This is a genomic window from Streptomyces virginiae (genome assembly GCF_041432505.1).
Taxonomy (GTDB): Bacteria; Actinomycetota; Actinomycetes; order Streptomycetales; family Streptomycetaceae; genus Streptomyces; species Streptomyces virginiae_A.
In genome coordinates this window covers 7,497,496-7,511,356 of sequence record NZ_CP107871.1, presented here as the reverse complement: position 1 = coordinate 7,511,356, position 13,861 = coordinate 7,497,496, and the positions used below count along the sequence as shown (strand labels likewise).

Here is a 13,861-nt window from a genome sequence, read left to right as displayed (position 1 = left end):
CCATGGAGATCTCGGCGTTCCTCATCGTCGGCCTGCTCGTAGCGGTCCTCGCGGTGTTCACTGTGATCCGTGCGGTACGCATCGTCCCCCAGGCCCGCGCCCGCAACGTCGAACGGCTCGGCCGCTACCACCGCACTCTGAAGCCCGGACTCAACGTCGTCATCCCGTACATCGACCGCGTCTACCCGGTGATCGACCTGCGCGAGCAGGTCGTCTCCTTCAAACCCCAGCCGGTCATCACGGAGGACAACCTGGTCGTCGAGATCGACACCGTCCTCTACTTCCAGGTCACCGACCCGCGCGCTGCCGCCTACGAGATCGCCAACTTCCTGCAGGCGGTGGAACAGCTGACCGTCACCACGCTGCGCAACGTGGTGGGATCCATGGACCTGGAGAAGACGCTGACCTCACGGGACACCATCAACAACCAGCTTCGCGGCGTACTCGACGACGCCACCGGCAAGTGGGGGCTGAGGGTCAACCGGGTGGAGATCAAGGCAATCGACCCGCCGCAGTCCATCAAGGACGCGATGGAGAAGCAGATGCGGGCCGAGCGGGACAAGCGGGCCGTCATTCTCGGGGCCGAGGGGCAGCGCCAGTCCCAGATTCTGACCGCGGAAGGCGAGAAGCAGGCTGCGGTACTCCGCGCGGAAGGCAACCGGACAGCCGACATCCTCAAGGCGGAGGGTCAGGCGCGAGCCATCGACGAGGTCTTCCAGGCCGTCCACCGCAACGACCCCGACCCCAAGCTGCTCGCCTACCAGTACCTCCAGACGCTCCCGCAACTCGCGCAGAGCCCGGGAAACACCTTCTGGGTAATCCCCGGCGAGGTCACATCCGCTCTCCGGGACGTCTCCCGGGCCTTCAGCGAAGTCCTCCCCCAGTCTGCCGCCACCCGCCGGACGTCATCGGACGACTTGGCCGTCCAGGCCGCGAACGACGCGGCGAAGGCGGCAGAAGCCGCTGCGGAAGCCCTCGCCGACGCAGCGGAAGCCGACGCCGCCGCCACCGGCGCGCTGCCGTCCTCCCTCGAGACTGCGGGACGTCACCATCAGCCGGAGACGCCACCTGCAGGTCAGCCCGACTGAAAGCCCGCAACCCTGGTCTGGGTCGCGGTACGGGTGAACCCCGCTGCAGCGGGGAGGTCGTCACAGGTAGGGCCCACGGTTCGACAGCTTCACCACTCGTGCAGATAGCTGCTGTCTGTCAGGCGGTACGCAAGGCACCGAACGCCTCGCTGACCAGGGCGGGCAGTTCCAGGGCGCCGTCACTTTCGACCCAGGCGGCGAGTGCCGTGGTCACTGCGGCGAGCGCGGCCGCAGCAGTGACACGAGTGGCGAGATCGCTCTCCTCCGGGTTCCGTGACCTCAGAGCATCCGCGAACAGCCGCTGGGTTGCGTACTGGGTGTCCCAGGTGCGGGCGCGCAGGGCCGGCGTATCGAAGATGAGTCGCGTACGGGCGAGCAGCGTGTCCCTGCCGGTGGCGTACACCGTCTCCAGGCCCTGGCCGAGGGCGTTACGGAGGGCGGTGAGGCCGTCCTCCTGCGGCGGGCGCTCCTGAATGAGCCGGACGATCAGCGGGTCGTAGTCGTCGGACTCCACAACCGCTTCCTTGGTGGGGAAGTGCCGGAAGAACGTCATGTGGGAAACGCCGGCCGCGGCGGAGATCTCCTCGACGGTGGTGTTCTGGTACCCCTGCTCCAGGAACAGTCGCAGCGCGTGCTCCTGGATCGTCCGCCTGGTCTGCGCCTTCTTGCGTTCCCGCAGCCCGGGCGACGTGGGGGACGTACTCATGGGCCTGTCGCCTCCGGACGATCGTTGTGCCTGCTGCCTCCGCCGTTGACAAGTATGCGTCCAGCGCCCTGCCGAGAGCTTCGGGAGAGGTTCCGTGCCAGGCGAGATGGCCGTCAGGTCGAACCAGCATGACGTGCTGCCGGCCCTCCACAGCCGTGAGGGTGGTGACGCGGTCCGCACCAAGGCGCCGACGGGCGACCACCTCGTGGTCGGCGCTGACCCCGGCGGGTGTGAGGAGGGCCCATCCGGTCCGCAGTTCCCCGTACAGGCGAGTGCTGGTGCCGTCCTGGTGAGTGCAGGACCGGTCGGGTACCCGGTCGCCCGGCACCGGCCCCGAGCCGCGGAGGTGGTGGCCGGCGCCGAGCGGGCCCCTTCGGTAGGTGAGGGTCAGCTGAGAGGACTTCTCCCAGAGCCGGCGCTGCACCGAAGGCCGGTTCAGCAGGGGTACGAACACGTGATCTCGCAGGGTCCGCGCCAGAGCAGTCTGTCCGAGAATCATGCCCGTCATGGCGCTCGTGGACGGCAGGACCTCGCGGGCGACGGGCCTGCGTTCCGCCTCGTAGTAGTCGAGCAAGCCGTCCTCGGAACGTCCGGTGGCGACGAGGGCGAGCTTCCAGGCGAGGTTCTCCGCATCCCCCAGCCCGGTGTTCATGCCCCTGGCCGCCGAACGGACTGTGGATGTGCGCGGCGTCGCCGGCGAGCAGGATCCTGCCCGCTCGGTATGACGATGCCAGGCGCCGGTGGATCCGGAAGGTGGACGTCCACAGGACCTCGCGCACAGCGCTCACCGGAACTCCTGCCTCTTTCTGGAGCAACTCGGTCAGCACCGTCATCGGTCCGGCGTCGGATCCGGTCGGCGCCGGGGCCATCAGCCGCCACATGTCCTCGCCCGGAAGAGGAAACACACCGAGCATCGTGTCCCCGCGCAGCCAGACCGCCACCGAGTCCCTGGGAATCGGCAGACGGGCCGTCACATCGGCCAGCAGAAAGCGTTCGACGACAGGAACGCCCGGGAAGCCGATCCCGGCGGCCTTGCGTACGCGGCTGTGTGCGCCGTCGCATCCCACGAGCCAAGCGGCCCGCTGCTCGCCGTCACCGAGGCGCAGAACGACCTCGTCCACCTCTTGGTGAACGTCCAGCAGCTCGCGGCCCCATTCGACCTCGACGCCGAGCGCGGCCAGGCGGTCACGGAGCCGCGCCTCGACCTCGGACTGGGACATGAGCAGGCCGGGTCTGGTCACCAACTTCGTGGGCTGCCCCACGGGGAGTCGCGCCAATGGACTGCCGTCCACGTACGTGAGGACGTGCGCGATCGGCACGGGTCGTTCCGGCAGGTCGCCGAGAGCCCCGAGGCGGTCGAGTACCTCCGCCCCCCGGGGCTGCAGACCCAGCGCTCGGGAGGTCATCGCCGGTCCGGGCGCTTTGTCCAGCACCCGGACCGCGACTCCGGCAGCCTGCAGTCCGCAGGCCAGAGCGAGTCCGGTCGGCCTGGCACCGGTCACGACGACGGTCGTCGAAGGCATCGCCACCACCTAAAGTTAGTAACTAACTAATGTTAGACGCTAACGCAAATGTCAGACTCCCGCATCCTGCAGCGGCATTAAAAGGGCGTAAAGATTGCCAGCGGTCAGCAATGTGGGCAGGCCCTGGCTTGACGGAAGATGCCTCAAGGACGGGATGGCCCAGGCGTTTGATGCCGGGCTCCGGAAACATGTGGTCACGGCAGGGGGGAAGCGTGGACGAGTACACCGAGGCCACTTCGGGCTCCCCGGCCCCGCTCTTCCCTGATGAACCCGGGCCGTCCCGGCGCTGCTTCGCCGGCTGACCGGAAGCGGTCGGGACCGGGCAGACGCGGGATCCGGCCCAGCACGGGACGGCCGCAGTGGGGCGTCCCGGGCCGTCCGTCACTCGTGGGCAGCCCCTCCGCTCCGGCATCGCTGCCGCCCGCCACGCCGGGGATCTCGCGGACGGCGCCTTCCGGTAGCACCTCTCAACGACATACGGCGACAGCTCGGCCTCACGGCCTGGCCGCCGCCGCTCAGCTACGCACTTTCATGGGGGAGTTCTCGTGGATGCCATATCAACGGGCCTTGGCACGCTCGTCATCGTCGTCATCGTCGTCGCGATCGCCGCGCTGATCGCGGTGACCCGGCTGTTCCGCAAGGTCGAGCAGGGCAAGGCCTTGATCGTCTCGAAGATGCGGAAGGTCGACGTGACCTTCACCGGGCAGGTCGTGCTGCCCGTACTGCACAAGGCCGAGGTCATGGACATCTCGGTGAAGGCCATCGAGATCTCCCGTACCGGCCGCGACGGTCTGATCTGCCAGGACAACATCCGCGCCGACATCCGGATCTCCTTCTTCGTACGCGTCAACAAGACCGCCGAGGACGTCATCAAGGTCGCCCAGGCCATCGGAACCGCACGGGCCAGCGACAAGGCGACCCTGCAGGAGCTGTTCAGCGCCAAGTTCTCCGAGGCGTTGAAGACCGTCGGCAAGCAGATGGACTTCACCGACCTCTACACCATGCGCGAGGAACTGCGGTCCCGGATCATCGAGATCATCGGCATCGACCTCAACGGCTACAGCCTCGAGGACGCGGCCATCGACTACCTGGAGCAGACGCCCCTCGGGCAGCTGGACGCCGGCAACATCCTGGACGCCCAGGGCATCCGCAAGATCACCGAGCTGACGGCCATCGAGAACGTCCGTACCAACGAGTTCCGCCAGCACGAGCAGAAGGAGATCACCCGGCAGAACGTCGACGCCCGCGAGGCCATCCTGGAGCTGGAGCGCCGACAGGCCGACGCCGAGACCAAGCAGCGCCGGGAGATCGAGACCGTGCGGGCCCGCGAGGAGGCCGAGACGGCCCGCGTGATGGAGGAGGAGCGCCTGCGGGCGCAGGGAGCCTTCCTCAAGACGGAGGAGCAGCTCGGCATCCAGCGGGAGAACCAGGCCCGCGAGGTGGCCGTGGCGCAGAAGAACCGTGAGCGGGTCATCGCCATCGAGAACGAGCGCATCGAGAAGGACCGGCAGCTGGAGGTCATCGCGCGGGAGCGGGAAACGGAGCTGACGCGGATCTCCGCCGACAAGGAGGTCGAGATCCAGAAGCGGGACATCGCCGAGGTCGTGCGCGAACGCGTCGCGGTGGACCGTACGGTCGCCGAGCAGGAGGAGTCGATCAAGCGGCTCCGGACGGTCGAGGAGGCGGAGCGCACCCGGCAGGCCGTGGTCATCGCCGCCGAGGCCGAGGCCCAGGAGAGGCTCGTCAAGGACATCAAGGCCGCCGAGGCGGCCGAACAGGCGGCCGTACACCGGGCGGCGGAGGAGCTCACCCTCGCCGAGGCCCGCAACAAGACAGCCGACCTCGACGCCCGCGCCAAGATCCGTCTGGCCGAGGGCACCCAGGCGGAGGCCGCCGCCGAGGGCCTGGCCGCGGTCGCCGTGCGGGAGAAGGAAGCGGACGCGATCGAGAAGGCCGGCCGGGCCGAGGCCGGGGCCACGACGGCGCGGCTGAAGGCGGAGGCCGACGGCGCCCGCGAGATGGCACTGGCCGAGGCGACCGCGATCGGCGAGAAGCTGAAGGCGGAGGCCGAGGGCCTGACCGAGAAGGCGGCGGCGATGGCCGCCCTCGACGAGGCATCGCGCACCCACGAGGAGTACCGGCTGCGGCTGGAGGCCGAGAAGGAGATCCGGCTCGCCGGCCTCGACGTGCAGCGGCACGTCGCGGAAGCCCAGGCCACCGTGCTCGCGACGGGGCTGGAGAGCGCCGACATCAACATCATCGGCGGCGAGTCGGTGTTCTTCGACCGGATCGTCGGGGCGATGTCGATGGGGCGCGCCGTGGACGGATTCATGGACAACTCCCAGACCGCAAAGGCACTGGCGGAGCCCTGGCTGGACGGCTCCGGTTCCTTCACCGGGGACCTGACCAAGGTGCTCGGCTCGGTCTCCACATCCGACGTGCAGAACCTGACCGTGTCCGCCCTGCTGATGAAGCTCATGCCCGCCGGATCGGGGCAGCTGGACGAGCTGATCGCCAAGGCCCGGCAACTGGGCCTGGCCGACATGCCCGTGAGCGGGCTCACCGATGCCCTCACCACTGCCAACGGCGCCGTCAACGGCACCGCCAAGAGCTGACCGACACGGGGGTGCGGTCAGGGGTTGCGGAGCCGCCGCGGAGGGGGCGGCGGCTCCGCAACCGCGTCACCGCCTTGAACGACGAGGAGCTGGACCAGATGACCACGGCCACGAGCACGGTCAGGGCGACGGAGCCGGAGACGGTCTCCGAAACGAACGCCGGACTGGACGCCGGGACGTACGGGGTGCTGCGCGACCGGCTCACGGCCCAGGCCGCAGAGCTCACCCGCCGCACCGAGACGCTGAACAAGGCCAGAATCGAGGAGTTCGGCTCCACCGGGCTCGTGCTCTCGGGATCCGGGCGTTTGCGCACCGAGGAGAGCAGGACGGCCCGCGACATCGTCGCGGTCGGAGACGTCCTCCTCTTCGGCTGCAACGGTGCCGCTTCCACCAGCCCGGATCGGGCCGTCTCCGACGTTCTGGCCCTCTACGACCGCGATTTCAACCCGCTCCCCGCCGACGCGGCCCCCGGCCTGCTCGACGACCCGGAATTCGTCAGGGAGTTCACCGCGCTCCACCGGTACTACCGGGGTGCGCGCCTGCTCCAGCTGCGCCGGGTGGACGGCAAGCTGCTGGCCGTGTTCCGGACCGGGGAGCAGGCCGAGGACATCCGCGTCCTGCGCTGGTCGCTCACCCCGGACGGTCAGGCCCGGTTCCTGGACGCCCGTGGCGAGCGCGACCACGTACTCCCGGCGGCGCACGAGGTGAAGTGGCAGGAGACCACCCGGGAGGACCACGTCCAGGGCCGCCATCCGCACGTCTCCATCGACGGCCGCCTCTTCGTCTCGACAGTGGGCGGCGCGCTCACGGTGAAGACCGACAACGACACAGAAACGGACGAGGGCGTCCACCGCGAGCCCGTCGATGAGCCGCTCCAGTCCCTGGCCGATGCCGACATCGCACACGCCTCTGTCGGCCCGCTGATCCTGCTCCGGATCCGCCCGTACAAGGAGCAGGCGCGACGCCACCTGGTCTTCAACTCCGTGACGGGCACGGTGGTCCGGCTCGACGGCATCGGGCAGTCCTGCCGGCGGCTGCCGGACGACGAGGGCATCGTCTTTCCCGGTGGCTACTGCCTCGGCTCCGGCACCGTCCGGACCTTCGACCCGGCGGTCGCGGACCCGACCGGCCTGGAGTTCGAGCGGACCTTCCGCGCCCCCAACGGCGAAGACGTGCTGTTCGCCTTCCACGCCCGCTCCGAGGGACGCACCCTGCTGCTCCCGTACAACGTGATCCGCAAGGAGGTCGCCGCGCCGATCTCCTGCCGCGGCCACGCCCTGTTCGACGACGGAGCCCTCGTCGTCCTGCGGGCCGTTGCGGACGAGCCGGCTCGAACGCACCCGCTGCAGACCTGGCAGACCCCCTTCACCTCCGACACCCACCCCTCCCCCGCCGGAGGCGGCTCGCTCGGCCGGATCGGCAACGCCGACCTGGTCCGGGGCATCGCCGACTGCCTGGCTGTCGCACGACAGGCCGCCGAGACCGGATCAGCACCCCGCGGACCGCTGTACGAGGCGCTGCTCTCCGCCTGCGTCAAGGCCGCCGACCGGCACCCCTGGCTGGGCGACGCGGAGGCCGGCGAGCTGCGTGGCGCGCTGGAGGCGGTACGGGCCACCGCCGAGCAGGTCCTCGACGAGTTCGAGTCCGTCACCTCCCTCACCCGGCAGGCCGCCGACGCCCTCGCGGAGTCCGCCCAGAACATCGCCCGGCTGGTGCGCCGCGCCCGTAGCGAGTCCCCGGCCACTGCCGAGGAGTGGATCGAGCGCATCGCCGAACTGCGCCGGGCCCATGGACACCTGCTCACGCTCGGCGATATGCGGTACGCCGACACCAGCGCCATCGAAGCCCTGAGCCGTGACGTGGCATCGGACATCGCCGCTGCCGGGCAGCGCGCCGTGGCCTTCCTCTCGCGTGAGGACGTCTTCGACGCGCATGTGGACGAGGCCGAACAGCTCGCCGTCGACGCCGGGGCGGTCCCCACCGTCGCCGAGACCGCCCCCCTCCGTGAACGCCTGGAGAAGCGGAGCTTCGGCCTTCAGTCCCTTGCCGAGGTGGTCGCCGACCTGGACATCGGCGACGCGACCGTCCGCACCGCCATCCTGGCGCGCATCTCCGAGGTGCTCGCCCCAGTGAACCGGGCCCTCGCCGCGCTCGCATCCCGCCGCCGAGAACTGCTCGACATCGAAGGGCGCGCCGGGTTCACGGCGGAGTGCGCGCTGCTGGGCCAAGCCGTCACCGGCGCCCTCGCGTCGGCCGGCACCCCCGAGGAGTGCGCGTCCCAACTCGCCCGTTTGCTGCTCCGGTTGGAGAACCTGGAGGCGCGCTACGCGGAGCACGACGGGTTCCTGACCGAGATCGCCGGGAAGCGGGCCGAGGTCCACGACGCGTTCTCCGCCCGCCGACAGACGCTCCAGGACGCCCGCGCCCGACGTGCCGAGGCCCTCGCCGACTCCGCGCGCCGTGTGCTGGAGACGGTCTCCCGCCGGGTGACGACGCTGGACAGCGCCGACGAGATCCACACGTTCTTCGCCTCCGACCCGATGGTGAGCAGGGCCCGGCGCACGGCCGACGAACTGCGCGAACTCGGCGATGCCGTCCGGGCGGAGGAGCTGACGGGTCTGCTCTCCGCCGCACGGCAGGAAGCGGGGCGCGCGCTGCGCGACCGTACGGAGCTGTTCGCCGACGGCGGCGAGACGATTCGCCTGGGCCGGCACCGGTTCGCGGTCACCCGGCAGTCCACCGAGCTGGCCCTCGTACCGCACGGGGACGGCCTGGCCTTCGCGCTCACCGGCACCGACTACCGCCGCCCGGTCACCGATCCGCAGTTCGCCGCCACCCGCCCGTACTGGGACCGGCTGCTGCCGTCCGAGTCGGCCGTGGTCTACCGCGCCGAGTACCTGGCGGCCCGCCTGCTGGCGGAACATGGCAGCGCGGCCCTCGCCGCCTCCGACCTGGATGCCCTCGTCCGTCAGGCCGCCGAGGCCGCGTACGACGAGGGCTACGAGCGCGGGGTGCACGACCACGACGCCGCCGCCATCCTGCGCGTGCTGCTGCGCCTGTACGAGAGCGCCGGGCTGCTGCGCTACCCGGCCCGGGACCGGGCGGCCGCCGCACTGTTCTGGGCACACGGCACGACCGTCGAGGAGCGTGCTTCCCTCACTCGCCGCGCCGTCTCCCTGGCCCGGGCACGCAACACCTTCGGGCACAGTCCCGCACTCAACGCATTCCAAGGCGAACTGACCCAGGCCATCGTGACCTTCGCTCCCGACACGGCCGCGCCGGCTCGCGCCGCCGAGTACCTCTTCGAAGAGCTGGCCTGTGAACCGGCCGGGTTCGCCGTTTCCGCCGCGGCCCGCACGCTCCTCGACAAGTTCCGCCGCAGCGTGGGCGCCTCGCCCTATGACGAGGACCTCACCGCCCTCCCCGACCTCGCCGCCCGCAGCCAGCTCGTCGAAGGCTGGCTCACGTCCTACGCGGCGGCCTGCGGCGAGGACATCGACGACGGCGACATCGCCGAGGCCGCCGCCGTCGAGCTGTGCACCGGCCTGGACCGCTACGAGGCCGCCGGCGCCACCACCGCGACCGTATCCGGGCTGCTCGGCGCCCACCCTCGGATCAGCGGACGCTCCCTCGTCCTGCGCCTGGACGAATTCCTCGCCCGCAACGCCGACTTCGCCGTGCAGGACGTCCCGGGCTTCCGCGCCTACCAGCGGCAGCGCGGCGTCCTCACGGCGGCCGAGAACGAGCGGCTCCGGATCGATTCACACCGTCCGCGGATCATGTCCTCCTTCGTCCGCAATCGGCTGGTCGACGAGGTGTACCTCCCCCTGATGGGTGACAACCTCGCCAAGCAGATCGGAGCGGCCGGGGCCGACAAGCGCACGGACAGCAGCGGGCTGTTGATGCTCATCTCACCGCCCGGATACGGCAAGACGACCCTCGTCGAGTACATCGCCGAGCGCCTCGGGCTGCTCCTGATCAAGATCGACGGTCCCTCCCTCGGGCACGGCACGACCTCCCTCGACCCTGAGGCGGCCCCGGATGCCACGGCCCGCCGCGAGCTGGAGAAGATCGCCTTCGCGTTGGAGGCCGGCAACAACGTGATGCTCTACCTGGACGACATCCAGCACACCTCGGCGGAACTGCTCCAGAAGTTCATCCCGCTGTGCGACACGACCCGTACGCTGGACGGCCGCGACCTGCGCGGCAAGCGGTTTGCCGTGTGCATGGCCGGCAACCCGTACACCGAGTCCGGGCAGCGCTTCCGCGTCCCCGACATGCTCGCCAATCGCGCCGACGTCTGGAACCTGGGCGATGTCCTCACGGGGAAGGACGACGCCTTCGCGCTCAGCTTCGTCGAGAACGCACTCACTTCCAACCCGGTCCTGGCGCCGCTCGCCGGGCGCGACCGCGCGGACCTGGAGCTCCTCGTCCGCCTCGCCGACGGGGACCCCACCGCCGGCCGTGACCGGCTCGCCCACCCGTATCCCTCGGCCGAGTTGGACCAGATCCTCGCCGTGCTGCGTCACCTCCTCACCGCGCGGACGACGGTCCTGGCGGTCAACGCCGCCTACATCGCCTCCGCGGCACAGGGCGACGCAAGCCGAACCGAACCGCCGTTCCGGCTCCAGGGCTCCTACCGCAACATGAACAAGATCGCGGCCCGGCTCTCGCCGGTCATGAACGATGCCGAGCTGACCGCTCTCGTCGACGACCACTACGCGGCAGAGGCCCAGACCCTCACCACCGAGGCCGAGGCCAACCGCCTCAAGCTCGCCGCCCTGCGCGGCACCCTCACCCCGGAGCAGGACGCCCGCTGGGCCGCGGTCACCGCCTCCTACGCCCGGGGCCAGGTCCTCGGAGGCCGGGACGACGACCCGCTGACCCGGGCGGTCGCAGCACTCGGCCTGCTCGCCGACCGGGTCGCCGCTGTGGAGGGCGCCATCACCCGGGCGACGGACCCACGCCACCTGCTCGCCCTCCCGGGCGGCCGGCACGCTGCCCGGGAGGGCGACCACGGTCTACGGGGGTGAAGGCGGGACGGTCACATCAGGTTCCGCCACCCGTGTGGCGGCCGTGGTCGTGGGCGAAGGCTTCGAAGACTTCCCTTGCTGATCCCCGGGTGCGCAGGAAGCGTTCGTCGAGGATGGCGGCCAAGTCGTCCAGCGCTGCCCGGAGCACGGCGGCGGACAGCCGGACGTCGGGGTGGCGGGCCGCCGCGGCCTGGTCCGCCAGGTTCATGGCGCCGGCGATCTGGCGGGCGAGGGAGGTCCGGTCGTCGCCGTCGTGGAAGTAGTAGGACTCTGCGTACTGCTGGAAGTCGACGGAGACCACAGCCACTGCCCCGGCCAGGCCGTCGAGGATGGCCGCGCCCGCGTCGGCGTCGATCTGCTCCGTCGTGGGATGGGTGCGGGCGAGGTGGGAGAGGCGTAGGGCGAGGGCGCGGCGGCGGGCCAGCGCAGGGTAGATGCCGAGTGTCCAAGCCACCGTGGCGCTGAGCAGGGCGAAGCCGACGAGGGCCTCCATGGGCGCGAGGATCCGGAGCCATCCCTCGGCGGGTGCGATGTCGCCGAGGCCGAGGGTGGAGATGTGGACCAGGGACACGTACAGGGCGTCCGCGAATCCCGCGTGGTCGGAGGGCTTCAGTCCGGTGGCGTAGGTGAACGCCTGCGGCATGTGCGGCCAGTAGATGAGGGTCCATCCCAGGACCGCGGTGAGGGCCCAGGCCGCGACCACGATCACCATGGCGAGGGGGCCCGCCAGCCCTGAGGCCCGGCGGCGCAGGGGCAGGGAGGAGGCCAGCCGCCACAGGGCCGTCATGACCAGTCGGCTGAGACCGCCGTGCCGCGTGGGGTGCCACAGGGTGTGGAACACGTCCCGAAGGACCAACAGCACCAGGGCCGCGCCCGCAAAGGTGATCAGCCAGTTCATGCGGACTTCTCTACCCCTTCCCTCGTCGCCTCAGCCCCGTTGCCGGCCTCCGGAGAGCTGTCGCCCACATGCCGCGTCCGCTCAGCAAAACCTCAAATCCGGATAACGATCGCATCACCGGACCTGGGAATCGCACGCCAGCCGCCCGCAGCAGTGATCTGGATCACTAAAGATTCGGTAAAGAGCGTGCTATGAATACGCAACTCCGCTTCGGCACCACCCCTCGCCGCATGCGGAGCGCCGGCACGCACCGGCCACGTACGAACCAGGGAAGTCCCGCTCCGAGTCCACGGATCGAGACGACCAGGGTCGCCGACCGGACAACGGCGTTCGCTCAAAGCCCGCATCCACAGCCGCCGCACCGCACTGCGCCGGCTCTGCGCCATCGAGGTTTTGCCAGATGTCACTCGACACCATCACCACCTCCGTAGACGAAGCCGTCAGCGGATTCTTCGAGCCCATCGCCAAGTGGCTCGGAGACATCGTCTTCTAATCCGTCCCCGTCAACGGGACACAGATCCCGCTGATCGTGGCCTGGCTCGTAGTGGCCGGTCTGGTCTTCTCCGGCTGGTTCGGCCTGGTGCAGATACGCAAGTTCCGCCTCGCGGTGAACGTGGTGCGCGGCAAGTACGACGAGGACGGCTCGGCCGGTGAGGTCAACCACTTCCAGGCCTTGACCGCGGCCGTCTCCGGGACCGTCGGCCTCGGCAACATCGCCGGTGTCGCCGTCGCCGTCTCCATCGGTGGACCCGGTGCGACGTTCTGGATGATCCTCTGCGGCCTGCTGGGTATGGCCACGAAGTTCGTCGAGGTCACCCTCGGTGTGAAGTACCGCGAGGTGCACGCCGACGGCACGGTCTCCGGCGGCCCGATGCACTACCTGCCCAAGGGCCTGGCCGACCGCTTCGGCGCCAAGGGCCTGAAGCTGGGCAAAGTGCTGGGTGTCCTCGCTTCCGTGATGATCCTGTTCTTCGGGCTCTTCGGCGGCAACCTCTTCCAGGTCAACCAGTCCTACGCGCAGCTCGTCTCCGTCACCGGCGGCGAGAGCGGCATGATGGGCTCCTCGGCCGGCGCGCTGTTCTTCGGCATCCTGATCGCCGCCCTGGTCGGCATCGTCCTGCTCGGCGGCATCCGCTCCATCGCCTCCGTGACCAGCAAGCTCGTCCCGGCGATGGCGGGCATCTACATCGTCGCCTGCCTCGTGGTCATCCTGGTCAACGTCTCCGCGGTGCCGTCCGCGATCTCCTCGATCATCGAGGGTGCCTTCAACCCGCAGGGTGTCGTCGGTGGTGTCCTCGGTGCGCTGATCGTCGGCTTCAAGCGGGCCGCGTTCTCCAACGAGGCCGGTCTCGGCTCGGCCCCGATCGCGCACTCCGCGGTCAAGACGAAGCACCCCGCCAGCGAGGGCCTGGTCGCGCTGCTGGAGCCGTTCATCGACACCGTGGTCATCTGCACGATGACCGCTCTGACGATCGTCATCGCCAACCCGGCCAGCTGGGGCGAGGCCCGCGAGAACGGCGGCGTCGGCGGCGTAACGATCACCTCGGACGCCTTCGGCACGGTCCTGCCCTGGTTCCCGTACATCCTCACCATCGCGGTGATGCTGTTCGCCATTTCCACCGTGCTGACCTGGGGCTACTACTGCATGAAGGCGTGGACCCACCTCTTCGGCCGCAGCAAGACCAGCGAGCTGACCTTCAAGGTCTTCTACACGCTGTTCGCGGTCGCCGGTTCGCTGCTCACCCTGCAGACCCTGATCGACATGGCCGACGCGGTGCTCTTCATGCTCGCCGTCATCAACATCATCGGCCTGTACCTGCTGGCCCCCGTGGTCAAGCGGGAGCTGAACAGCTTCCTCGACTTCGTCCGCCGCCGCGACGCCGGCCTGGACACCGAAGCAGACGAGGACGAAGACCAGGAGCCGGTGAAGACCACCGTCTGACCGTCCCCCCGGCGGCCCGGCTCCTGAGCGGGCTCGTACACACCTTGCGCCTTGGT

Annotated in this window: 5 protein-coding genes and 3 pseudogenes; 4 read left to right on the top strand and 4 right to left on the bottom strand. The window is 69.8% G+C overall.

All coding sequences use genetic code 11. The features are described from left to right. Positions 1 to 2: 2 nt before the first annotated feature. On the top strand, positions 3 to 1,088 hold the full coding sequence (locus tag OG624_RS34540; protein ID WP_371640270.1) for an SPFH domain-containing protein: 1,086 nt from the start codon (positions 3 to 5) through the stop codon (positions 1,086 to 1,088). Positions 1,089 to 1,206: 118 nt separating this feature from the next. On the opposite strand, the gene OG624_RS34535 is transcribed toward OG624_RS34540, so the two are convergent. The 3 genes and pseudogenes from OG624_RS34535 to OG624_RS34525 form a co-directional block, all read right to left on the bottom strand. Next, positions 1,207 to 1,794, bottom strand: coding sequence for a TetR/AcrR family transcriptional regulator (locus OG624_RS34535; protein WP_371640269.1), 588 nt, complete (start codon positions 1,792 to 1,794; stop codon positions 1,207 to 1,209). Between the two features lie 106 nt (positions 1,795 to 1,900). Beyond that, positions 1,901 to 2,446: pseudogene (locus OG624_RS34530) on the bottom strand (FAD-dependent monooxygenase); the annotation flags it as partial. Positions 2,447 to 2,519: 73 nt separating this feature from the next. Beyond that, positions 2,520 to 3,317: pseudogene (locus tag OG624_RS34525) on the bottom strand (FAD-dependent monooxygenase); the annotation flags it as partial. A 554-nt stretch (positions 3,318 to 3,871) separates the two neighbouring features. On the opposite strand from OG624_RS34525, the gene OG624_RS34520 reads away from it, so the two are divergent. Both OG624_RS34520 and OG624_RS34515 read left to right on the top strand, forming a co-directional pair. After that, positions 3,872 to 5,932, top strand: coding sequence for a flotillin family protein (locus tag OG624_RS34520; protein WP_371640903.1), 2,061 nt, complete (start codon positions 3,872 to 3,874; stop codon positions 5,930 to 5,932). A 98-nt stretch (positions 5,933 to 6,030) separates the two neighbouring features. Further along, positions 6,031 to 10,965, top strand: a complete 4,935-nt coding sequence (locus tag OG624_RS34515; RefSeq protein WP_371640268.1) for a DNA repair ATPase — start codon at positions 6,031 to 6,033, stop codon at positions 10,963 to 10,965. Positions 10,966 to 10,981: 16 nt separating this feature from the next. On the opposite strand, the gene OG624_RS34510 is transcribed toward OG624_RS34515, so the two are convergent. Further along, positions 10,982 to 11,863: a potassium channel family protein gene (locus tag OG624_RS34510; protein ID WP_371640267.1), complete on the bottom strand. Its 882-nt coding sequence runs from the start codon at positions 11,861 to 11,863 to the stop codon at positions 10,982 to 10,984. Positions 11,864 to 12,263: 400 nt separating this feature from the next. Between OG624_RS34510 and OG624_RS34505 the strand changes: the two are divergent. Continuing rightward, a pseudogene (locus OG624_RS34505) lies at positions 12,264 to 13,805 on the top strand (alanine/glycine:cation symporter family protein). Positions 13,806 to 13,861: the final 56 nt, after the last annotated feature.

Bases quoted from the DNA above. Each gene is read 5' to 3' on its own strand.
- OG624_RS34540 (WP_371640270.1), top strand. From the start codon at position 3: ATGGAGATCTCGGCGTTCCTCATCGTCGGCCTGCTCGTAGCGGTCCTC.
- OG624_RS34535 (WP_371640269.1), bottom strand. From the start codon at position 1,794: ATGAGTACGTCCCCCACGTCGCCCGGGCTGCGGGAACGCAAGAAGGCG.
- OG624_RS34515 (WP_371640268.1), top strand. From the start codon at position 6,031: ATGACCACGGCCACGAGCACGGTCAGGGCGACGGAGCCGGAGACGGTC.
- OG624_RS34510 (WP_371640267.1), bottom strand. From the start codon at position 11,863: ATGAACTGGCTGATCACCTTTGCGGGCGCGGCCCTGGTGCTGTTGGTC.